General features: G+C 32.8%; 17 protein-coding genes and 1 pseudogene. 10 read left to right on the top strand and 8 right to left on the bottom strand.

Annotated features, from left to right (window positions below; genetic code table 11):
* Positions 1 to 136, top strand: a pseudogene (locus tag OA93_RS24790) (IS110 family transposase); the annotation flags it as partial.
* A gap of 354 nt (positions 137 to 490) precedes the next feature.
* Positions 491 to 1,528, top strand: coding sequence for an NADP(H)-dependent aldo-keto reductase (locus OA93_RS11050; RefSeq protein ID WP_039113251.1), 1,038 nt, complete (start codon positions 491 to 493; stop codon positions 1,526 to 1,528).
* Positions 1,529 to 1,811: 283 nt separating this feature from the next.
* On the opposite strand, the gene OA93_RS11045 is transcribed toward OA93_RS11050, so the two are convergent.
* The 3 genes from OA93_RS11045 to OA93_RS11035 form a co-directional block, all read right to left on the bottom strand.
* Positions 1,812 to 3,443 (bottom strand): DUF4139 domain-containing protein, encoded by a 1,632-nt coding sequence (locus OA93_RS11045; RefSeq protein WP_117615820.1) that lies wholly within the window; start codon positions 3,441 to 3,443, stop codon positions 1,812 to 1,814.
* 67 nt (positions 3,444 to 3,510) lie between these two features.
* Positions 3,511 to 4,125 carry a murein L,D-transpeptidase catalytic domain-containing protein gene (locus OA93_RS11040; protein ID WP_039113250.1) on the bottom strand — a complete coding sequence of 205 codons (615 nt, stop codon included), beginning with the start codon at positions 4,123 to 4,125 and terminating at the stop codon, positions 3,511 to 3,513.
* A 31-nt stretch (positions 4,126 to 4,156) separates the two neighbouring features.
* Positions 4,157 to 5,317, bottom strand: a complete 1,161-nt coding sequence (locus OA93_RS11035) for a vWA domain-containing protein (RefSeq protein ID WP_039113249.1) — start codon at positions 5,315 to 5,317, stop codon at positions 4,157 to 4,159.
* A 204-nt stretch (positions 5,318 to 5,521) separates the two neighbouring features.
* Between OA93_RS11035 and OA93_RS11030 the strand changes: the two genes are divergently transcribed.
* Both OA93_RS11030 and OA93_RS11025 read left to right on the top strand, forming a co-directional pair.
* Positions 5,522 to 7,336 carry a histidine kinase gene (locus tag OA93_RS11030; protein ID WP_039113248.1) on the top strand — a complete coding sequence of 605 codons (1,815 nt, stop codon included), beginning with the start codon at positions 5,522 to 5,524 and terminating at the stop codon, positions 7,334 to 7,336.
* Positions 7,333 to 8,082, top strand: coding sequence for a LytTR family DNA-binding domain-containing protein (locus tag OA93_RS11025; protein WP_039113247.1), 750 nt, complete (start codon positions 7,333 to 7,335; stop codon positions 8,080 to 8,082). Before OA93_RS11030 ends, OA93_RS11025 begins: the two co-directional genes overlap by 4 nt.
* Before the next feature lie 195 nt (positions 8,083 to 8,277).
* Here the strand turns inward: OA93_RS11025 and OA93_RS11020 are convergent, their stop codons facing one another.
* Positions 8,278 to 10,242 (bottom strand): biosynthetic peptidoglycan transglycosylase, encoded by a 1,965-nt coding sequence (locus OA93_RS11020; protein WP_039113269.1) that lies wholly within the window; start codon positions 10,240 to 10,242, stop codon positions 8,278 to 8,280.
* A gap of 224 nt (positions 10,243 to 10,466) precedes the next feature.
* Between OA93_RS11020 and OA93_RS11015 the strand changes: the two genes are divergently transcribed.
* Positions 10,467 to 10,955, top strand: coding sequence for a DUF6252 family protein (locus tag OA93_RS11015; RefSeq protein ID WP_039113246.1), 489 nt, complete (start codon positions 10,467 to 10,469; stop codon positions 10,953 to 10,955).
* An 82-nt stretch (positions 10,956 to 11,037) separates the two neighbouring features.
* On the opposite strand, the gene radA is transcribed toward OA93_RS11015, so the two are convergent.
* The 4 genes from radA to panC all read right to left on the bottom strand — a co-directional run bounded on the left by radA (position 11,038) and on the right by panC (position 14,984).
* On the bottom strand, positions 11,038 to 12,399 hold the full coding sequence (radA, locus tag OA93_RS11010) for a DNA repair protein RadA (RefSeq protein WP_039113245.1): 1,362 nt from the start codon (positions 12,397 to 12,399) through the stop codon (positions 11,038 to 11,040).
* The gene (locus OA93_RS11005) at positions 12,399 to 13,550 is read right to left on the bottom strand and encodes an alpha/beta hydrolase-fold protein (RefSeq protein WP_039113244.1); all 1,152 of its coding nucleotides are present in this window, start codon (positions 13,548 to 13,550) and stop codon (positions 12,399 to 12,401) included. The genes radA and OA93_RS11005 overlap by 1 nt, the downstream gene beginning before the upstream one ends.
* A 190-nt stretch (positions 13,551 to 13,740) precedes the next feature.
* Entirely contained in the window at positions 13,741 to 14,091 is a 351-nt protein-coding gene (panD, locus tag OA93_RS11000; RefSeq protein ID WP_035623468.1) for an aspartate 1-decarboxylase, read from the bottom strand.
* 14 nt (positions 14,092 to 14,105) lie between these two features.
* Positions 14,106 to 14,984, bottom strand: a complete 879-nt coding sequence (panC, locus tag OA93_RS10995; RefSeq protein ID WP_039113243.1) for a pantoate--beta-alanine ligase — start codon at positions 14,982 to 14,984, stop codon at positions 14,106 to 14,108.
* A 78-nt stretch (positions 14,985 to 15,062) separates the two neighbouring features.
* Between panC and OA93_RS10990 the strand changes: the two genes are divergently transcribed.
* The 5 genes from OA93_RS10990 (at position 15,063) to OA93_RS10970 (ending at position 24,032) form a co-directional block, all read left to right on the top strand.
* Entirely contained in the window at positions 15,063 to 15,869 is an 807-nt protein-coding gene (locus tag OA93_RS10990) for a glycogen/starch synthase (RefSeq protein WP_039113242.1), read from the top strand.
* Positions 15,870 to 15,890: 21 nt separating this feature from the next.
* Positions 15,891 to 17,486 carry a DUF4270 domain-containing protein gene (locus OA93_RS10985; protein WP_039113240.1) on the top strand — a complete coding sequence of 532 codons (1,596 nt, stop codon included), beginning with the start codon at positions 15,891 to 15,893 and terminating at the stop codon, positions 17,484 to 17,486.
* An 11-nt stretch (positions 17,487 to 17,497) separates the two neighbouring features.
* Entirely contained in the window at positions 17,498 to 19,345 is a 1,848-nt protein-coding gene (gene glmS, locus OA93_RS10980; protein ID WP_039113239.1) for a glutamine--fructose-6-phosphate transaminase (isomerizing), read from the top strand.
* A 298-nt stretch (positions 19,346 to 19,643) separates the two neighbouring features.
* Positions 19,644 to 22,451 carry a TonB-dependent receptor gene (locus OA93_RS10975; RefSeq protein ID WP_039113238.1) on the top strand — a complete coding sequence of 936 codons (2,808 nt, stop codon included), beginning with the start codon at positions 19,644 to 19,646 and terminating at the stop codon, positions 22,449 to 22,451.
* 84 nt (positions 22,452 to 22,535) lie between these two features.
* Positions 22,536 to 24,032, top strand: coding sequence for an SGNH/GDSL hydrolase family protein (locus tag OA93_RS10970; protein ID WP_039113237.1), 1,497 nt, complete (start codon positions 22,536 to 22,538; stop codon positions 24,030 to 24,032).
* The last annotated feature ends 206 nt before the right edge of the window (positions 24,033 to 24,238 follow it).

The following is a 24,238-nucleotide window of genomic DNA, read 5'->3' as shown; positions in this document are numbered from 1 at the left end:
TTGTAAAGAATTATACGATAGATTAGTCGAAAAAGGAAAAGCTAAAAAAATAGCTTTAATCGCTGTAGCAAACAAACTACTTAAACAAGCATTTGCTTTAGCATCAAAAAATGAATATTATTTACAAAATAATTAAAAATAAATTTGCTTTTAAACACAGTTCATTTCGAGGAACGAGAAATCTCCGTAAGAAATTCCACAATCTTTGTCGAGCTACTCGTGGAGATTTCTCGTTCCTCGAAATGACAAGTTTATGGTAATTCTGATATAGCTTTAACAGATTTCAAAAATATTTTAATCTGTGACAGAAAATAAAACAAGATTATCTCCGAAGATGACTATGGTATAAAAAGGTTTAGAGTTTTTTAACTTTGAACCTTTTTCTTTTGAAATATTGCTTTGTACCTTTGAAGCTCATTAGTAATAAACGTAGTCCCAATCCCAAAATCTGGGGACAGTATAGTAACTCAATACCTTAGCACCTTAAAAAATGAAATACACTACAATTCCCAATACCGATATTAAAGTAAGTAAAATAAACCTTGGTACGATGACTTTTGGTCAACAAAACACTGAAGCCGAAGGACACGCTCAGATGGATTATGCGTTAGAACAAGGCGTTAATTTTTTTGATACTGCCGAGATGTATTCTATTCCTGCAAGTAAAGAAACTTACGGAAGTACAGAAAAGATTATAGGAACCTGGTTTAAAAAATCAGGAAAAAGAGAAGATGTGGTTTTGGCAACCAAAATCGCTGGACCAAATGATAATTTTGGCTATATGCGTGAGAAAATAGATTTCTCGCCAGCAAGTTTAAAATATGCATTAGACCAAAGTTTACAAAGATTACAAACCGATTACGTAGACATATACCAACTGCATTGGCCAGAGCGTAAAACAAATTGTTTTGGACAACGCGGACTTAAAATTCAGGACGACGCTTGGGAAGATAATATCCATGAAGTTCTACAAACTATGGAAGGTTTTATAAAAGAAGGAAAGATTAAACATGTAGGACTTTCTAATGAAAATCCTTGGGGAATTATGCGTTTTCTAGAAGAGAACAAATACAATAATTTACCAAGAGTTAAAACAATTCAAAATCCATATTCATTATTAAATCGTCTTTTCGAGAATGCTTCTGTTGAGGTTTGTATGCGAGAGAATGTAGGTTTATTAGCGTATTCGCCAATGGCTTTTGGAGTATTATCAGGTAAGTTTTTGTCTGGTGAGAAACATCCAAACTCAAGACTTAATTTGTTTCCTCAATATACAAGATATAGTAGTGAGCAAAGTACCAAAGCGGCACGTATGTATCAGGAAATTGCTAATAAACATAGTTTAAATTTTGCACAAATGTCATTAGCTTTTGTAAATCAGCAACCATTTGTAACAAGTACTATTATCGGAGCAACTACTTTGGAGCAATTAAAAGAAAATATAGATTCTATTAACCTTACATTATCAGACGAAGTTATTGCCGAAATAAATGCGGTTCACGCTGTAATTCCTGATCCAGCACCGTAGTTAAGTTTTTAGCTTCAGTCTCAGTTTTCAGTTACTACAATCTTTTATAGCATAGATTGTCTATAAAGGAACGCGGATAACACAGATTTACAAAAGTAAAGACGCGATCCCGAAGCGTCGGGACGGATTTTTTAAAAAGACTATAAATAAAATCTGTTTTTATCTGCGTTTTCGCCTTAGCGAATCCGTTTTATCAGCGTTCCATATTAAGCATTACTGGAGATATTAAAATAAAAATCCCGATACACGTTTAATTGTATCGGGATTTTATTTTGAATGATATTTATAAATTTAATACCTGATCTTTAGGATATCTTACTTTATAACTAATTCGGAATTTCTTGATTTCATTAGGCTTCATTTGTAATTGCCAAGTTAGGATTCCAGTTTCAGAATTTACTTTAGCGCTATCACTTTGTAATAATTCAACTTCGATTTCTTTATTCGTAGTCAAAGGATATTGATCTTTTAACAAAAGCTCAATAGCTTCTTTCTTGTTGTTTCTTACAGTGATATCGTAAGTAAAAGTTTGTTCTTTTTTAGAAGATAAAAACTTAGTTCCCGATTTGTCGGCTACTTTTTCACGTTTTATAGATACTTTCTTATCACGACCCATACTTAAATTTAAAGTATCACTAGTCTGACTTGGTTCGATAAAAGTTTTACCTACATACATTCCTTCAAAAATAATATTGGCTTCACCTCTTAACAAATTGTATTTGCTATAATCTGCAATTTCAGCAAGAAGGAAAGCTTCGTTTTCTACTCTTGGCGCAGCATAATATTTATATGATGAAGGCAATTTTATTTCTTTTAGAGAAACACTATGTACCTTACCGTTAGATAAAATGTCATAAGGAATATCAATATCAAAAGAAACATTAAGTTGATTCTCTTCGACAGTCGTGTAATCTGAAACAGATGATTTCTTCATTGCAACTGGTGCTACAACTACAGTTTCCATTAATGCATTGTCTTCTGCAACTCTTCCTTGCAGTTGATTCATTACACTTTTTTGTTGGTAAGCATATGGTTGACTAATATTATTATTTCTCAAAAACCAAGAACTTAGTATCGGTGCTTGATTATTCTGGTTAGGATAACCACTAGATAAAGTAAGTTTTACTTTTTTCCAATCGATACCTGTATTTTGGATTACCTGAGCTTTGTACATCATATTAATAGGCGATGTAACACTTTCGGCACGTAGGTCATAAAACGGAGTCCAGGTAGCATTATTTGTTAAGTACGAAATATCCAATGGCACAGCACCTGCAACTTCATTCATAACCTGAACGATTAGTTTTCCCGATGAGGTTTTCTCTTCTTTACTCGTATCAACTTCAAGTTTATTATTTAGTTTTTGAAGTGTTTCGTTAAGCTTTTGTTGCTTCTCAGTAAGTGTATTAATAGTATTGGCAATTTCGATTTGCTTGTTTTTATAATACTCAACCATTTTCATTAATTCAGTAACATTCAAACCAGAATTCACACCCGAAATTTGTTGATTTTTATCTAAAAGTTGAATCGTTTTTGTTTCAGAATTTATCGTGTTATTAACTTTCTGAAGCTCTTTCTGAACCAAAACAATACTATCTCTAACTCTTTTTAAAGCGGGAGATTTAGTATCTACTTCATATTCGGAGATATAATTATTAGTAAACTGAACCGAAAGAACAGTCACTGTCGATGGAGTTCCTATTTGTATAGAATTTTCATTTAAGTCTACGGCTACATTTTTTATCACAATCTCGCTTGTTCCTAACGGAAGATTAGCGCTTGCAGTTTGCGAAATTTCGGCAGCATTAAAATATACTGTTGCGGCTTTTACTTTAGCCGTTGTAAAGATTGGCTTTTGGGCAAATGCAATTGCGCCAATCAATAATAAAGCTGATGTTACTATTTTTTTTATCATGAGTTTAATATTTAAATTGTTTGTTTAGGGGAATAAGGATTACAAATAACGAAAATTTGAATGGGTTTTAATAGTAGATAACGAGAATGATTTTCTTTTTAGAGTTATCAATTATGTTTTCAACTACACCAAAAAACTTTTCATTTACCATCGGACATCCATAACTGTTGCAAATCGGATTTATTTGTTCTTCAAAAGGAACATCCTTATATTTATGCAAAACAACATTTCTATCAAAAGCATTATCGTTGGTTTTGTCCAAGCCGTATAATTTATATGCTTTTCCAAAAGTGCCTTCATACGAATTCCCAATCGAGTATTTTCCTAATGAGGTAGAAAGCGAATTCTTTACGTTGCTAAATTTTAACTTTCCAGGGATTCCCGTTTCTGAACCAGAGCCATGACCAACCAGGCCTTTGTTAAGTAGTTTATCATTTTTTAAATCATATATAAAAAAGCGTTTCTTGCCAGAAGCAATTCCCATATCGATAAAAAAGCCAACTTCGGTATTGTATTTCGAAGATGTGTTTACAAACTTTTTAATCTCGTTTATCTGGCTTTCTAGTTTTTCTTTTGAAGAAGATTTTGAACTAGTTGATTGAGGATTTTCTTCTTTATGGATGCATTTAAAACTAACAGAAAATACTCCTATAAAAATCAAAAAGAGAATACTCTTTTTCATATTCTTAAATAATTTATTTTTCACACTTTATTTATTTCTCAACAGTATATCCTTTAACTTTTGCAAGAGCAACAATCGATGTATTTATGGCATTACCTAAATCATCTTGTTTTTTTGTCTTTTTTGCTTCGGTATCTATATAGCCTTGACGTTTTTTAGCAAGTTCGCTAATTTCCTTTTGAATATTTTCTCTTTCTTTGGTTTTTTGCGCAACAATTATTTTTAATTCGGCAGTAGATTTATTCTGAAGTTCAGCAGGCAATTCTTCTTTTTTTATTTTCGAAATAGCTGTAGCGTCATCTTTTACTTTATCAACTAAATCCCAACTATCGTTTTTATAAACAGCTTTAGATTTACTCACTGCACGCTCGGCATAATTAGATGCAGAAACTCCCTGAGCATTTCTGTCTTGTTTTTCCTGATTCATTTTTTTCTCAGAGCCTTTTGAACCATAACCAATATAAGTTTTATTGATTTTTTCATTGCATTTAGTAATTTCCTCATCATAAGGAGTTACTATATAACGAACCGTTTGGTTGGAATCAATATTAAAGTATTTGCCTTTTCCGTAATCGGCACCATCTTTCCATAATTCATTTATACCTTGGGTTTTATCGCCACAATAAATAGTATTTACATAAATGTCATTCTTTAAAGCATTGCTAATGGCTTCTTTATAATTAATTCCACCCTGATTAAATTCTTCGTTTCCTGCAATATAAATTAGCTTCATATTGTTGTTGTCCTTTGCCCATTTTAATTGTTTGGTCGCATCCTGAATCACAGCTCCGCAGTATTCGTTACCACCATTTGTACTTAGAGAAAACAGTTTTTCCGAAATCAAATCCAAATCTGTCGAAAGCGGTGCTATTTGTCTGATATAATTAGATTGTTTAGACAAACCATCATTACCATATTCATACAAAGCAATTTCGATATCGGGATTTTGTCCGTTGTATTTTAAAGTTGTTAAAGTGTTTACAATATTCCAAAGTCTAGATTTTGCTTGGTCAATTAAGCCATCCATACTACTAGAAGTATCTAATAATAAGGCAACTTGTATTTTGGTCTTTTCCGCTGTTATAGGTTTTTCAATTTCAGTATTTTTTTTAAGATTAGCATTAGTATAATTGCTATTTGCAAAAGTAAATGTAGTTGCTAAAAGTGCTGAGATAAGGATTGATGTTTTCATGATTTCCTATGTTTTAGATTGTGATTATAGACCAAACTTATAAACTTTAAGAATTCGTTTTTTGGACAAATGGTGAAACGGTATTTTCACTTGGTGAAACGAGTTGTAAACGGAATATAAAATACTTTACTTTACAGTATTGTTTTTGAAGGTTCTGAGTCACCTATAAATTAAGGTGCTAAGATTTAAAAAAGGATATAATATATGAGACATTTATTAGCTGTTTTTTCTTTATTTCTAATGTTGTTACTTCCTTTTGGAGTAATGGCACAGGATTCTCTTGCTAAGAAAAAAGCAGTGCCAATTTCTAAAATGAGCAAAGTATCTAAAGAGTTACAAAAATCATTAGATATAAATGACGAGACACAAATAGGTCAGAATTATGAACGCCTTGCCAACGAGTTTCTTAATAAAGGAGATAATGCAAAAGCCGAAGAATATTATAAAAAAGCATTAGCAAGTTATACCAAACAAAATCTTGCCGAAGATAAAATACGAGTAACAAGAAGTATTGCTAAAGTACAAGAGAATCAGAAAAAGTTTGATTCGGCAATAAAAAATTATGAAGCAGCAGGGGCTATTTCAGAAGATAAAAGCGAGGAAAAAATAAACCAGAATGACGCTAACCGATTGCGCACACAAGCAAGCCCGATTACACAAGCAGGATATGTAAATTCGAATATAGAGTTACTTAAAAAAGATAATAAAAGTGATGAGGTTGCAGCAGCTTATGTTCAAAAAGCAGAAAACTCTTTGCAGCAAAGAAACAAAGTGGTTGCGATCGAGAGTTATAATAAAGCACTCGCTTACGCAAAAGATAAACCAGAAGAGGTCATTAAAATTAAAAATGAAATTGCTAAAGTATATGCGTCTGATAGTCAGTTTGAGAAAGCAATTGGTATAAACGAAAGACTTTTGGCGGAAGCCAAAACCAAACAAGATTTTAATACACAAATAAAGCAATTGCAATCTTTGGCAAAGCTTTATTTTAAAAAAGAAGAACCCAAAAAAGCAATCGTCTCACTTAAAGAAGCCTATAATTTAGCATCCAAAAACGGAAATTCTACCGAAGCTAAAAAAAGTTTGTCGGCTTTAATTGAGTATTATAAAACTAAAGGAGACGATAAAGAAAGTATTGCATTGTATGAACAATTCTTTAAGAATTTTGATGAACTAATTCAATCGGATACTACGCTTATTGATGCCAAAACATTTCAGGTAACCGAAGATAAAATTCGTCAGTTAGAAAAAGAAAAAACCTTAAAAGATGAATTAATTACAAAGAAAAACACCTTCAATTATTTTCTTTTAGGTTCTATAGTATTGCTCTTGCTTTTATTCTTGTTTATTGTAAAAGCCTTGTATTCGATAAAAACCAAAAATAAAGAAATCGCTTTGCAGTCGCTCAGACGAGAAATGAATCCGCATTTTATCTTTAATAGTTTGAATAGTGTGAATCAGTTTATTTCGGAAAATAAAGAATTAGAAGCCAATAAATACCTGACCTCTTATTCTAACCTAATGCGAAATATGATGGAAAACTCCAATAAAGATTTCATCACATTAGATAAAGAAATTGAACAATTAAAAAAATACCTGGATTTAGAACATTTGCGTTTTCAGGACAAATTCGATTTTAAAATTAGTGTTAGTGAAGCTTTGGATGCCGAAACTGTTTTGGTTCCCAATATGATTATTCAGCCACATCTGGAAAATGCAATTTGGCATGGATTGCGTTATCTTGATAAAAAGGGATTTTTGAATCTTAATTTTGATTTTGTAGCCGAAAAAGTTGTGGTTACTATAGAAGATAACGGTATTGGTTTAACCAAAAGTCGTGAACTAAAAACAAGCAATCAAAAAGCACATGAATCCCGAGGATTAAGTAATACTAAGGAACGTATTGGTTTGCTGAACGAATTGTATAAAAAGAATATTTCTTTTGAAATTATCGAAAAAGAAATGCCTGAAACAGGAACGATTGTTAGAATTGTTTTTCCGTTAATAGATAAATTATGATGACTTTCCAGAAGATAAAAAGTGTAATTGTCGAAGACGAACTTGCAGCACGAGAAGTACTCAAAAATTATTTGAGTAAATATTGTCCGCAAGTTGAGGTTATTGGCGAAGCACAGAATATAAAAGAAGCTGTCCCGTTATTGCACGAACTACAACCACAATTGGTTTTTCTGGATGTAGAAATGCCTTTTGGGAATGCTTTTGATGTTCTCGAAGCGTGCAAGGATTTACACTTTGAAACGATTTTTGTTACGGCTTTTTCCGAATATTCATTAAAGGCTTTAAACCAAAGTGCTGCTTATTATTTGCTAAAACCCATTAGTATCGAAGAACTAATTGTTGCAGTAAACAAAGTGCATCATCAGGTTATGAACAATGAAATTTTTAATAGAAACAAAATTATCGTTGAGAATTTTCATGAAACCAAACCCGAAAAGCAACAAGTAATCTTGCCAACATTAGAAGGTTTTGAAGTGGTTAAAATGGAAGAAATTGTCCGATTAAAAGGCAATGGAAACTTCACCGATTTATACCTAAATAACGGAAATAAGAAAATGGTTTGTCGATTCTTAAAGCACTTTTCCGAAATTTTACCCTTACCATTTATACGAGTTCATAAATCGCACATCATTAATATGAATTGCGTAAAAGCATATAATAAAGGCGGAATCATAATGCTAAATGACGGAGCCGAAATTGAAGTTTCCCCAACATATAAAGAAGATTTTCTGAAGAATTTTAAATAAGGATTTTAAAATATTTTTGACTTTTGCTGACGCGAGCGTCTCGCTCGTGAACACAATCAAAATCAAGTATAAATATGTAAACTTATTTAAGGACGAAATGATTTCATGCTCACGAGCGAGACGCTCGCGTTAGCAACCGATCATATATATCATGCTGCTAGGTTACCGAAACCTTGAAGTATCTACTAAAAAGATTTAAAGATCAAACTCATCATCTATAGACATAGAATCTACAGGAACTGCTGTAGAATCGGGTGCTTTTATTCGCAATAGCGAGCGAGCATTCCCCGAAATGTAAACGGGTAATCTGTTAATAGTATCTTCAGAAGTTAAAACACCGCGACGCAACATAATATTACTTAGGAATTTTTGATTTCTGATAGCGTAATCTTTCAAGTTTCCCTGGTCATTAAATTGGTAAGTAAACTTTCTTGGACTTGGAATAATCGTAGCCAGAAATAGACATTCGTTAAGACTTAAATCTGACGGACTTTTCTGGAAATAAAAACGGCTTGCTTCGCCAATTCCATATACATTTGGTCCCCATTCGATGATATTAAAATATACTTCGAGCATACGTTGCTTACTTACCACACGATTATTTTCGAGTATATAAACCAGTAAAATCTCTTCGAGTTTGCGTGACAACGTTTTTTCTCGGGTAAGGAAAACATTCTTTATTAGCTGCATACTTATGGTACTTGCACCACGAGAAAACTTCTTGGTTCGGATGTTTTTTAATATCGATTGTTTAAAAGCTTCATTAATAAAACCACGATGAGAAAAGAACGAAGGATCTTCGGTAGTTAAAACACATTTTTGAAGATAAGGAGAGATTTGTTCAATCGGGGTATAATTTGGATTCCCAGCACCTACTAAAATTGGTCTTTGCAGTACATTTTTTATAATGGCACGATATACAAATTCACCATTTAATTTGGTAAGGTTTGCTTCTCCATATTTAGTGATAGCAAGGTTTTCTTTGTTTAGTTTACTATCAAAAACTAAGCTGTTTGGTTTGTTTTTGTTGAATTTAAAATCAAGTTTATAATCGAAATTCCCAGTAGCTTCCATGCCTTGAAAATGAGTAAACAAACCATCTGGTAATGAAACAATAAAGTCCTGCGCTTTCATTTTAGGAATAGCAACTTTAAGAGTATAAATAGTATCCGATTGGGTATTATAGGATACATAAGGATGAAATTTTATTTTATTCAACTGAACGGTCGATGTGCTATCTATCGAAATAAAATCAGAACCCAATAGGAAACGATAATCAAAACGGGCATTTTTTATAACAACATCTTTGCTAGCAATTCTGGCATGGTTAATTTTTAAATTTGTGATAGAGGAATAACCATCAATATGAAGTTCGCTTCCGTCTTTTTTAATGTTCTCAATATTCAATCGTATAGAGTCAAAACTAGCTAGCATATTAAAGCGGTCATCAATGTAAGGTACTCTTATTGCTCCTGTGTCAAGATTAAAAAAGCGGATATCGGCTTTTTTATTCCTTGGGTCAGCAAATCCTTTTATGTTCCAGCGTTGGTCAAATGTATTAGTTTGAACATGTAAATTGGTCTCGAGTTCTTTATCGACTAAAACTAATTTATTTATTGCAATTTGTGCTTTCTTACCATTATCATCAATCTTAAAAATTAAATTTTCCAGCTTCATATCGGTAGGAACAAGATTTAATAATTTAGATATTATTCTATAGGCATACGCTGCATATTCTCTTTTTTCGTTTTTAGAAGTATTGGTACTGTCTTTTTTTAAGAATGCATCAAAGTTCTTGATATTTCCCTTTTTTACTAATTGTATAAAGCCTCTGTCTATTTTTAAAGTTCCAATCTGGATATCTCCCACCAATAAATGCGATAAACTAATACTAGTTTCTATATTGTGAATATTACAAAGCGTATCTGCATTTTTTGGTACCAAGATTACATTGGTTAGTTTTATCCCCGAAAGCCCATCAAAAGAAGCGGTTTTTACCGAAAACGTACTGTTGTATTCTTTGTTCATTTTATCGGAGACCTTCGCTATAGCTTTATGCAAAAGGGCATCTCTAAAAAAGTAAAATCCTAAAAAAAGTACCACTAAAACTAATGCAAGTATTAGAAATGCTTTGAATATTTTTTGTTTTGGAAACTTCATAAATTGAATTGCTATTTGAAATAATTCGGCTTCTATTATCTGAATTAGAATTATCAGTCTATAAAGAAAATAAAAATCCATTAAAGAATTGGAAAAGTTGACGCAAAAGTTTTCTTATTCAGTATGTATATTTTGATTCAATTTTGCAGTTTTTTAAATAATGCATTTTTCATAGTACAAATCTTATATATTTGCAGAATTATTAATAATTAAAATCAGTTTAAATGAAAACTTTAAAGAAATTTATGTTTATGGCTGTTGCCATCTTTTCACTAGTAGTATCATCTTCTTGCAGCAGTGACAATTCATCAGAAGACAATGTAGAGGAAAGTACTAGTGCAGAAGGGTATATTAAATTTAAATATAATGGGGTTGCTTATAATTTTAATCCTGCTATAATTACTTCAGGAAGCATAAATATAATGGGGTATGAGGGAATTGATGATACTTTTAAAAGTATTTCTATATGGCTGCCTTTGGATTTTACAACAGGAAGTCATCCAATTGTATATGATTTGTCAAATCTTACAACTACCTACCAAGTAAATTTTAGTTTTAAACCTGAAATAAATAATATTAGTGCAACATCAGGAACTGTGAATATTACGGAGAAAAGTGATAAAAAAATCGCAGGGACATTTAGTTTTTCTGGATCAAGAGATGGAAAAACATTTACAATTACCGAGGGAAGTTTTAGTGCACCAAAATTTTAGTAATTGCTTTATAAAAAAATCTCGCTCAAAATCTTATTAAATTAAGGTTCTGAGCGAGATTTTTAAAATATAAATTGTTGGATTAACCAAAAAGAATACTGGCTACATCTTCGATTTTAGCAACAAGCTCAATTTTTATTCCTGTATTTTTTAATGCAATTTTATTGTACTTAGATACAAAAATAGTCGAAAATCCTAATTTTTCTGCTTCTTGTATGCGTTGGTCAACTCGGTTTACAGGACGAATTTCACCTGATAAACCAACTTCTCCTGCAAAACAAAAACCTTTAGTTACTGGAATATCTTCATTTGAGGATAAAATAGCTGCAACGACAGCAAGGTCTATTGCAGGATCATCTACAGAAATCCCTCCAGTTACATTCAGGAATACATCTTTTGCTCCCAAGCGAAATCCTGCTCTTTTTTCTAAAACAGCCAAAATCATGTTTAATCTTTTGGCATTATATCCTGTAGTGCTTCGTTGAGGTGTTCCATAAACAGCGGTACTTACTAAGGATTGTATCTCGATCATTAACGGACGCATTCCTTCAAGTGTCGAAGCAATTGCTGTTCCTGATAATTCTTCGTCTTTGTGCGAAATTAATATTTCGGACGGATTACTTACTTCTCTTAAACCACTTCCCAGCATTTCGTAAATTCCTAATTCGGCAGTAGATCCAAAACGGTTTTTAAGTGATCGTAAAATACGATATACATGATTTCTGTCTCCTTCAAATTGTAAAACCGTATCGACCATGTGTTCCAAAATCTTAGGACCTGCTATGTTTCCGTCTTTGGTAATATGCCCAATCAGGATAACAGGAATATTGGTTTCTTTGGCAAACTTGATTAACTCAGCAGTAGTTTCTCTAATTTGAGAGATACTTCCGGCTGTTGATTCGATATAATCCGTATGAAGCGTTTGGATAGAATCGATAATTACTATCTCGGGCTGAATAGCTTCAATTTGTTTGAAGATATTCTGGGTTTTGGTTTCGGTAAGAATGTAGCAATTGTCACCATTTGGCGTGATTCTTTCGGCACGCATTTTTATTTGTTTCTGGCTTTCTTCTCCCGAAACGTAAAGAGTTTTATAAGGTAGTTGTAATGAAACTTGAAGCAAAAGTGTACTTTTTCCAATTCCGGGTTCTCCTCCTAAAAGAGTTAATGAACCAGGAACAATACCACCACCAAGAACACGGTTTAATTCGCCGTCAGTTGTGTCCATACGAACTTCCTGAGTCGAATCTATTTCGTTTATTCGTAAAGGGCGAGGAGCCTTGCCACTAGGTGTAGGTTCGCTCTTCCAAGCAACTTTTTCTTGTTTTTGGATAATTTCCTCGGCTATGGTATTCCATTCTTTGCACGAATTACATTGCCCTTGCCATTTGGAATATTGGGCGCCACAATTCTGGCAAAAAAATGTTGTTTTAACTTTTGACATTATTTCTTTTTAATAAGACCGTTCATTTCATCTATTTTGTCATACATCAAGTCTTTGTTTAATTTACCAATAGGTTCCATTTGGGAAGCATTTTGGTATTTTTTTGAAGCTCTTTTTGCATCACCCATTTTTTCATACATCAATCCTAATTCATATTCGCCTAGCATTGCTTTAGGATAGCTTGTATTGGCGATTTCGGCTAATATACCCAATTCGTCGTAAGCATTGTTTTTTAATATAGCGGTTTCTACTGCTATATAATCATTCATTCGAACAGGCATTTCTACACCTAATGTTTTTGTGATGATATCGTATTTATTTCTTAGATAATCAACATAACCAGATTTAAGAATGACTATTTTGTCATTATACTCAGCTAAATTTATAGGTTTGTATGCATCAAAAATTTGATTTAAAGCATTTGGAATCGAGTATAAAACCACTGAATAATAAGTCGTATTTTTAAATAAATCGTATTTGTAATTTATTAAAGGATTGTTTGCTATTTTAATGTTTTGATCTAGTTTTTGAATAGGTTCTTTTGTCTTTTTAACATCTCCATCGGCAGCCGATAGATAATAAAATAAAGGTGTTTTTAATTTAGCAAATTTTTCAGGAACACGCACTTCCATTTGAGTTGCCAATTCTGGACTCATAGAGATGTATGCATTAAATATAGGAACTTCTTTATACAAGAAAAAATTCAAATAACCTGCAGTTACACCATGACCTGCAATAATTCGGAACGGGGCTGTGCGGTATTTTCTTTCCACTAAAGGGATTACTTCTCCCGCGACAAATTCGAAAAATTTAGCTCCTTTTTCAAAAGGTAAACCATTAATTCCGTCGAAGGTAGAATCGTCTTCGCGTTCATCATTTTTATTTTGATGAATAGCTACAATAATAACTTCTGGTAAATCATCCCAATAGGTACCATATTTTAAAGCACCACTAAATGGATCAAGAAGATATTCTCCATCGAATAAATAAAGAACTGGGTAATTTCTGGTTTTATTATTTTCGTAAGAAGCAGGTAATTCTACAGTAATGGTTCTTGTTTCTTCTAATGATGTTGAATTAATTGTTTCTGTTTTTCTTTGAGAAAAAGCTGTAATTGAAATAAAAAGAAGTAGTAGGTAAACTTTTTTCATAATTTGGGATTTCTGAAATTTTAAGATTGTTAAAATAGAGTAGCAATATAGTACTTTATTTTTCTTATTTAATACTTGTTAATTGCAAATTGGCAAAGCAATGTTGATTAGTTGGCTTATAGATACGACAAAAATCCTTTTACAAATTTTAACTTTGAAAAAGGATGATTTTATTTGTTAAGAAATGGATTTATGTCAACGAATTGTCATTTTCATTTGGGAAAACGATCCATGGTTTGAAGGTTTTGGCTTCTTCAAACTCCAATGTTGCGTAAGAAATGATTATGATGATATCATCTTTTTGTACTTTTCTTGCTGCAGGACCATTTAGGGTTATTTCGCCCGAATTTCGTTCTCCTTTAATAGCATACGTTTCAAAACGTTCGCCATTATTGATGTTTACAATTGCTACTTTTTCACCTTCAATAATATTTGAGGCGTCTAGTAAGGCTTCGTCAATAGTAATGCTGCCAATATAATTAAGATCGGCTCCAGTTACTTTTACACGGTGTATTTTTGATTTTACTACTTGAATTTGCATGCTACAAAAGTAAATTAATTTAATGAAATAGTGTCAATCAACCTAATAGAATTAACAAATACTGCTATAAATGCGCGGTAATTTTTGTCTTTATTTTTGTGTTCTATAGGTAATAATGTAGATTCATCGGCAATTACGAAATATTCTAATTCAAACTTATCATTGTCTTTGAAGGAATTTTCTACAAATTCAATTGTTTCTTTGGGACTTTTAGTCTGAAATATTTCTTTTGCTTCAGTTAAGGTTTTGTAAATTATAGCTGCTTCCTGACGTTCATCGGGTGTTAAACGTTCGTTTCTGGAACTCATTGCTAATTGGTTTGATTCTCTAAAAATAGGGCAACCAACTACATTTACAGGTAAATGGTTCTTTTCGACCATTTTCTTTACAATTTGTAATTGCTGGAAATCTTTTTCTCCAAAATAAGCGTTTGTAGGAGTGATTATCTCGAATAAACGTTTTACAATTGTACCTACGCCATTAAAATGCCCAGGCCTGAATTTTCCCTCCATTTGGTTTTCTAATCCGTCGAAATCAAAGGATTGAGAAACAGTATGACCTTCGTAAATATCTTCGACAGTTGGAGCGTATAAAATTATTTTATCGCTTAATGTGCGCATTTTTTTTACATCTTCGTCTAGAGTTCGGGGGTATTTTGCTAAATCTTCTTGGTTGTTAAACTGTGTTGGATTTACAAAAATACTTACAACTGTGTCATCATTTTCGTTCAATGATCGTTGCATTAATGCTAGGTGACCTTGGTGTAAAGCGCCCATGGTTGGTACGAAACCAACACTCGAATTTTCGGTTTTAATAGTTTTTAAATAAGCTATTAAAGCAACTTTACCGTAGAAAATATGCATGGTGGTATTATTAAAATTTAGTGCAAACATAATATATTAGTTAATAACTGCATAAAATTTTGTAATTTTGCATCGTTTTTATTACCAAAAATTAAGCAAATTACTATTATGAAAGATAAGAGGATATTGTATGTATCATCTGAAGTCGTGCCTTATTTGGCTGAAAATGAGGTTTCTTTAATGTCTTATGATGTGCCAAAAATGATTAATGATCAAGGCGGACAGATAAGAATTTTCATGCCAAGATATGGGAATATCAATGAAAGAAGACACCAGTTGCACGAAGTAATCAGGCTTTCAGGCATGAATTTGGTAGTGAACGACTTAGATATGCCATTGATTATTAAGGTAGCATCTATCCCAAAGGAGAGAATTCAGGTTTACTTTATAGATAACGATGAGTATTTTAAAAGGAAAGCAACCTTTGCCGATGAAGAAGGCGTGATGTATCCAGATAATGACGAACGAGCAATTTTCTTTGCAAAAGGAGTTGTTGAAACCGTTAAGAAATTAAACTGGGTTCCAGATATTATTCATGTACATGGATGGATGGCAGCAATGTTGCCTATTTATATGAAACATTATTATAAACATGAAGCGTTATTTTCTGAAACCAAGATTGTAACGTCTGTTTATACGCAATCGTTTGATGAAACATTAGACCCTGAAATGATTAAGAAGGTAAAGTTTGATGGTATTCCACATGAAGCTGTTTCAGACTTAGAGATTCCAAATTATGAGAATATTTTAAAGGCAAGTATTCTTCATTCTGATGGAGTAATTATAGCTTCAAATAACCTATCTTCAAGTTTAACAAAATTTATAGAATCTTCGGGAAAACCTTTTTTACCTTTCGCCGCAAAAGATGCATTCGCAGAAGCGTATACAAATTTTTATAAAAACGAGATTCTTTAAAATTTAACTTTTTTATTACACATGTATAATACTTCTTTTTTTAAGAAAATACTTTTAGTTGCAAGCGTTGTTCTTTTATATTCTTGCGATAAGGATTTCAATGTTATTGGTGATGATTTAATTGGTGATAATCACTTTGATTTAGCGATATATAATTCAAATGTTGTAGCTTATAATCAACAAATATTTCCAATACAATCTAATAATTTAAATATAAATCAATTAGGGATTTATGATAATCCAGCATTTGGTACTACAACGGCTAATTTTGCTACTCAGTTGACATTAGCAGCTGTGGCTCCGGTTATTGGTGCAAGCCCAGTTGCGGATAGTATTGTGTTAAGTGTTCCATATTTTAGTCATATGACGGCGCAAAATACAGATGGAAGTAGTGTTTATAAATTGGATTCAATATATGGTCCTGATTTATCTAAAATAAAGCTAAGTATTTATGAGTCGGGTTATTATATGGCGGATTTAGATCCAAGTAATAATTTTCAGAATAAGCAGCTTTTTTATACGAATCAAAATTCTGATTTTTATAATGCTAAAGTTGCTAGTCGTTTGAATAATGCTTCAAATCCATTGAATAATGATGCATTTGTTTTTAGTCCAAATGAAATTAGAGAAAGTACAAGTGATGCTACTGGAAAGTTGACTGTTACAAGGAGTGCTCCAGCAATGAGATTAAAATTAGATAAAACTTATTTTGAAGATAGAATTTTAAAAGCTTCAGCATCTAATTTAGCTACAAATGATGTTTTTAAAAATTATTTCAGAGGATTATATTTTAATATTGATAAGTCTGGTAGTGATCCTGGAAATATGGCAATGATGGATTTTAAGAAAGGTAAAATAACAATTTATTATAAAGCAAAGACTGTTATAACAACAGATCCAGAGGAAACAATGGAGTCAAAAACGCTTGTTCTTAATTTAACTGGTAATACGGTAAATCTTTTAAATCAAAGTAATACAAGTGCTAATTATAATACTGCAATAACTACTCCTAAAGTTACAGGTGATGATAAACTGTATTTAAAAGGAGGAGAAGGATCAATGGCAGTGTTAGAGCTTTTTGCGCCAGGAGAGTTGGATGAAATTAGAAGTAAAGGGTGGTTGATTAATGAAGCGAATTTAGTTTTTAATATTGATTCGGATGCTATGAAGAATAGCTCAGAACCAAACAGAATTTATTTGTACGATTTTAATAATAATCGACCTATTGTTGATTATTATAATGATGGAACTTCAAGTGCTTCTACTGATGTGAAAAAAGCAAAACAGATTTTTAGTGGTATTATAAATGTTGATCCAACAAGTAAAAGAGGTACCAGTTATAAAATCAGAATTACTAATCATGTTAGAAATTTGATAAAATATAAGGATTCAACTAATGTAAAGATGGGGATAGTAGTTACAGAGGATATAAATACAATCACTTCTAATAAATTAAGGGATTCAGATAAAAAATTAACTGCTAGGCCTGAAATTCCTTTTACTGCAGCTCCGAGAGCATCCGTTTTGAATCCGTTAGGGACAATTCTTTATGGAGGAACTCCTGCGGCAGCTGATAAGAGATTGAAACTTCAGATTTACTACACGAAACCAAATTAATTTAAATAGATATGTGTGGAATTGTTGGATATATAGGATATAGAGAGGCGTATCCTATTGTAATTAAAGGACTAAAACGACTCGAATACAGAGGATACGATAGTGCTGGCGTTATGTTATATGACGGAGAAGCAGTTAAACTTTGTAAAACAAAAGGTAAAGTTTCGGATCTTGAAGCTAAGGCTAAAGATAATTTTACGACAAACGGAACTATAGGAATAGGACATACGCGTTGGGCAACACATGGTGTTCCTAATGATGTGAATTCGCATCCTCATTTGTCAAACTCAGGAGACTTGGCGATAATACATAATGGTATTATTGAAAACTATGCTCCGCTTAAAGAAGAGTTGAAAAAAAGAGGATACATTTTTCATTCAGATACAGATACTGAAGTATTGGTGAATTTGATTGAAGATGTTCAAAAGCAAGAAAATCTTAAACTAGGTAAAGCAGTTCAGGTTGCATTAAACCAAGTTGTAGGTGCTTATGCTATTGCAGTATTTGATAGAAAAAATCCAAATGAAATTGTTGCTGCCAGATTAGGTAGCCCGTTAGCAATTGGTGTTGGAGAAGGTGAATATTTTATTGCATCTGATGCTTCTCCTTTTATCGAATATACTACAAATGCAGTTTATCTGGAAGATGGCGAAATGGCTAATATCAGATTGCATAAGCCAATTAAAATCAGAAAAATTAAAGATGATTCTTTGGTTGATCCTTATATTCAAGAACTTCAAATGAATTTGGAGCAAATTGAAAAAGGAGGTTACGACCATTTCATGCTTAAAGAAATATACGAACAACCAAGCGTTATAAAAGACACTTATAGAGGAAGACTTCATGCAAATGAAGGAATTGTTCAGCTAGCAGGTGTTGAAGATAATTTGGAAAAATTTCTTAATGCTGACAGAATTATTATTGTTGCTTGTGGTACTTCATGGCATGCAGGTTTAGTTGCAGAATATATCTTTGAGGAATTTGCCCGAATTCCAGTAGAGGTTGAATATGCTTCGGAATTTAGATACCGTAATCCTATCATCAATAAAACAGATGTTGTTATTGCAATCTCTCAATCGGGAGAAACTGCAGATACAATGGCAGCTATTAAATTAGCAAAAGAACATGGGGCATTTGTATTTGGTGTTTGTAATGTTGTTGGTTCATCTATTTCTAGAGAAACTCATGCAGGTGCTTATACTCATGCAGGTCCAGAGATTGGAGTTGCATCTACAAAAGCATTTACAACTCAAATTACTGTGTTAACAATGATTGCTTTGCGTTTAGCAAAAGCAAAAGGAACATTGTCTAATCCAGATTTTCATAGATATTTACAAGAATTAGAGCTTATACCAGACAAGGTAAAAGAAGTTTTAGAAACTAATGATGTTGCTAAAGAAATTGCAGCTGTTTTTAAAGATTCTCCAAATTGTTTGTACTTAGGAAGAGGTTATAACTTTCCTGTGGCGCTAGAAGGAGCTTTAAAGCTAAAAGAAATCTCGTATATCCATGCTGAGGGTTATCCTGCGGCAGAAATGAAGCACGGACCAATTGCTTTAATAGATGAGCAAATGCCAGTAATTGTAATTGCGCCTAAGCAAGGACATTACGATAAAATTGTAAGTAATATTCAGGAAATAAAATCCAGAAGTGGAAAAATCATCGCTGTAGTTACTAAGGGAGATACACAAGTACGTGAATTAGCGGATTATGTGATTGAAATTCCTGAAACATCAGATGCTTTATCGCCATTAATTACTACAATTCCGTTGCAACTTTTATCTTATCACATAGCAGTTATGAGAGGTTGTAATGTTGATCAACCAAGAAACTTGGCTAAGTCAGTTACTGTAGAGTAAAACAAAAAATAAAACATAAGTGTTTGAAAAAGCGAGATTTATATCTCGCTTTTTTTTATGTCAAAAAAATAAGAATTCATTTTTGTAGAATATTCAATTTTTTGTTAAAAATAATATGTATGCATAGTATATTTCAATGAGTTAGGGCTTTATAGTTGTCAAAAGTTTAAAAAACAGCAATGTGAAAAATGTATTTTTGTTGCTAAAAAAATAAAGAAAATTAATTTTTTTTAACAAATTTTTAGTAATATCAAAAATATTTGTACTTTGGCAATATAAACCAACTAAATCTAACCAAATGAGAATGTATTTACTTATTCTATCATTGTTCTTCTGCGGCGTTTCTTTTGCGCAGAGTACAATTTCAGGTTCTGTTACCGATAATAAAAATCAATCGATTCCAGGGGCTAATATTAACGTTGTTGGAGAGTCCAGTAGTACCTCTACTGACTTTGACGGATCATTTACTTTAAAGTCCTCAAAAAATTTTCCTTTTACAATTAAGGTTACGGCAGTAGGCTATGAAACGAAAACGGTTAATGTTACTTCGGCTTCGCAAAAAGTTATTGTGTCGTTAGCAGAAGAAAGAACAATGTTAAACGAGATTGTAGTTTCAGCTTCGAGAACTCCAGAAAGAATTATTGAGTCGCCTGTTACAATTGAGAGAATGGGGCTTCAGGAAATAAGAAATACAACGGCTCCGTCTTTTTACGAAGGATTGGAGAATATGAAAGAGGTTATTTTTAATACTAGTAGTATTTCGTTTAAATCGGTAAATACGAGAGGTTTTGCAACTGTTGCTAATACTCGTTTTATGCAATTGGTTGATGGTATGGATAACTCTTCTCCTGCATTGAACTTTGTATTAGGGAACTTAATTGGTCTAAATGATTTAGATGTTGCTAGTGTGGAGCTTTTGCCTGGAGCATCGTCTGCACTTTATGGAGCTAATGCTTTTAACGGTATTTTGTTTATGAATAGTAAAAGTCCTTTTACAAATCAAGGAATTAGTACTTATTTTAAATACGGTCAGACATCTCAGGATGTTGCAGGGACAAATGATTATGTTGATTTTGGGTTTAGAGCGGCTACAGCATTTACCAAACATTTTGCACTGAAGGCAAACTTTAATTATATAAGCGCTACTGAGTGGATAGCTGATGATCAAAGAAGTATGACTGGAGGTTCTATTGGTCATGTAAATAATCAAAATTATGATGGATTAAATATTTATGGAGATGAAGTTACTACCTTTCTTTCTAATGTAGGGCAGGTAAGTAGAACGGGATATCATGAAAAAGATTTAAATGATAATAAATCTAAAAGTATAAAGGCAGATTTTGCTATGCATCTTAAACCATGGGAAAGTGAAACTGAGATTATACTTCAGTATAAGGTAGGTGTAGGAAGCACTATTTATCAAGGAGCAAATAGATATTCTTTGAAAAATTTCTTTATGGATCAAACCAAATTAGAAATTAAAGGAAAGAATTTCTTTGCGAGAGTTTATATGACTACAGAAGATGCTGGAGATTCGTATGATATGCGTTTTGCTGGTTGGAACGTAAATAGAGCAGCTAAATCAGATACAAACTGGTTTACAGATTATGCTAAATCATTTCAATTATCATCGGCAGTATTAGGTCTTAATGCAAATGATGCTGCAAATTATGCTAGAAATTTTGCAGATTATAACGTTTCGCCAGGTTTAGGTCTATCACCAAATATTGATCCTAATAATCCAAGTGCTCCAAGATCTGCAAGATTTGAACCAGGTTCTCCTCAGTTTAAAAGTGCATTTGCTAATGTGGTAAGTAATCCAGATTTAACACAAGGAGCTAAATTTATTGATCACTCGAAATTGTATCATTCAGATGTGAATTATAATTTTAAAGACCTTATCAAATTTGCTGAAATTCAAGTTGGGGGCTCTTGGAGAGAGTATTTAATGAATTCTGAAGGAACAATTTTTACAGATTATGACGGACCTTTAAAATATAAAGAATATGGTGCTTATACGCAATTGGCAAAAAAATGGATGGATGATAGATTGAAATTTACTGGATCTGTTCGTTATGACAAAAGTCAGAATTTTAAAGGGAATATATCTCCAAGGGTAGCATTTGTATATTCAGCAGGAGCAACAAGAGTTCATAATTTTAGAGTTTCTTATCAAACAGGTTTTAGAAATCCAACAACTCAAGATCAATATATTGGTTTGGATTTAGGGCCATTTGCATTAATTGGTTCTGCTGCAGAAAATCTTGATCGTTTTACAGAAATTAGAGATGTGAGTCCTGCTGGTCAAGCTGCAGGTAATCCTGCTCAGATAGAAATGAGTGGACAAAATGCTTATCATAATGCATATACTGTAGCTTCTGTACAAGCATTTGCGGCTTCGGGAAATCCAAAAGATTTACAGGTAGCTAATATTGGTTTGGTAAAACCAGAAGAAGTGCAAGCTTTTGAGGTTGGGTATCGCTCAGTAGTAAGAGATTTTTCAATTGATCTTAATGCATATTATAATATCTATGATAATTTCATGAATACAGCTCGAGTAATTAGTCCGTATTATGGAACGGTGGGAACGGATATGACTAATCCGGCGGTATTGCAAAGTTACCAAGCGTTAGCGTTTGGAGATAGAAGAGTTTATCAAGTTTATACAAATACAAGTGCGCAAATTACCTCTTTTGGTGTTGGTGTTGGTTTATCTAAAAAAGTATATAAAGACTTTGAGGTTGGCGTTAACTACAACTATTCACAATTTAATTTTGATCAGTCGAAAGATCCTGGATTTGTTGCAGGTTTTAATACTCCAAAACATAGAATTAAAGGTTCGTTAGGAAATTCAAAATTATTTAAAAATTTTGGGTTTAACATGAATATAAGATGGAATACAGAGTATTTATGGGAGGCATCTTTCGCAGATGGAATGGTTCCGGAGAATACGGTATTTGATGCTCAGGTAAATTACGGAATTCCTAAGTTGAAATCGGTTATCAAGGTTGGAGCAACAAATATTTTTGGAAAAGATTATATTCAGGTTGTAGGAGCAGGTTTAATAGGGCAACAATGGTTTGCTTCATGGACAATTAACCCATAAAAATTATAGATATATAATTAAGTACTTCTTGTTGAATTAAGAAGTTTTGGGAAAATGAATATTAATGTATTAAAATAACAAATCATGATAAAAAATTTTAAATGGCTACTATTGGTTTCATTAGCCTTTGTAGCATGTAATAACGATGATGAAGATACAACACCAGCAGAAGTTCCAGTAACACCAGGTTCGGCAGTTTTTACAAAGTATGTAGCTTTGGGAGATTCATTTGCAGCAGGATATAGTGATGGAGCTTTATTTGTAAAAGGACAGGGAGGTTCTTATGCTAATATATTATCTCAGCAGTTTATTGCTGCTGGGGGTGGGGACTTTAAAACGCCGTTGACTTCGGATAATGTTGGAGGGTTGTTATTTGGGGGTGTTCCAAATCCAAAATTTCCACCAAGATTTGCAATATTAGGATTTAATCCAGATGGTACGCCAAAGATTGCGCCTGTACCATTTGCTTCCACAACTGAAGTTATGGCGCACATAACAGGACCTTTTAATAACCTGGGTGTTCCTGGGGCAAAAAGCTTTCATTTAATAGCGCCAGGATATGGTAATCCTGCAGGGTTATCTTTAGGTGCTGCAAATCCATATTTTGTTCGGTTCGCTACTGTACCAGGAACTACTATTTTGAAGGATGCTACAGATCAAAAGCCTACTTTTTTCTCTTTATTTATAGGAGGAAACGATGTTTTAAGTTATGCAACATCAGGCGGAGCAGGAAAAGATCAAAAAGGGAATCCTAATCCAGCTACTTATGGTAGTGATGATATTACGGATCCTACTGTATTTGCAAATGTGTATACAGCTTTAGTTGGAGGTTTAACGGCAGGGGGAGCTAAAGGGGTAGTAGCAAATTTACCTTACGTAAATGCATTGCCTTATTTTACAACTGTTCCTTATAATCCAGCTGCGCTAACGGCTCCTTTGGTAGCACTATTAAATTCTGGATATGCTACTTATAATGCAGGTTTGTTAAGTATGGTTAAAAATGGATTACTGACTGAAGCCGAAGCGGCTCGTCGTACGGTAAAATTTGCAGCTGGAAATGGTAATGCAGTTGTTATTGTAGATAGTTATTTAACAGATCTTAGCGCATACGGGCTTCCGTCTTACAGGCAAGCTACGAAAGAAGATTTCATGGTCTTGACTTCCAGAGCATTTATAGGTACTACAGTTGGTGGAGATCCAACAAAAGTAAATGGTTTGTCGGTACCGTTGGCAGATAATTGGGTGTTGTCAAAAGATGAAGTAAAAGAAGTTAGTACAGCAACAGATGCTTATAATATAACAATTGAAGCAATCGCTAAGGAAAAAGGGTTAGCTTTTGTCGATACAAGAACTGTTATGGCAAAATTATCTAATGGGGGTCTTAATTTCGGAAATTTTAATATGACATCCGCTTATGTAACAGGAGGAGCATTTTCGCTTGACGGAATTCATCCAAGTGCGCGAGGGTACGGGTTAATTGCTAATATCTTTATAGATGCCATTAATGCAAAGTATGGTTCCACATTGCGACATGTTGATTTGTCTACTTATCCAATTCAATATCCAGCAATATTACAATAAAGCCAATTTTTTTTAGTAGGAAAGCCACCCGTTTTAACAATGTGGTGGTTTTTTTATCTCCTTGTAAAGATGGACTTTTATGCAATCGATGTACTTATTTTTGTAAACTGATAAAAATATAGTATTTTTCTAAAAAAAAGTTATTGATTTTATATTTTAAAAATTATCTTTGCGCTCTGAAAAAAGAGGTATTTTCGTTAAACCTA

It is taken from the genome of Flavobacterium sp. KMS (assembly GCF_000813005.1).
Classification (GTDB): Bacteria; Bacteroidota; Bacteroidia; order Flavobacteriales; family Flavobacteriaceae; genus Flavobacterium.
Note: the sequence above shows the minus strand (reverse complement) of the source record. Positions and strands in the feature narration are given on the sequence as shown.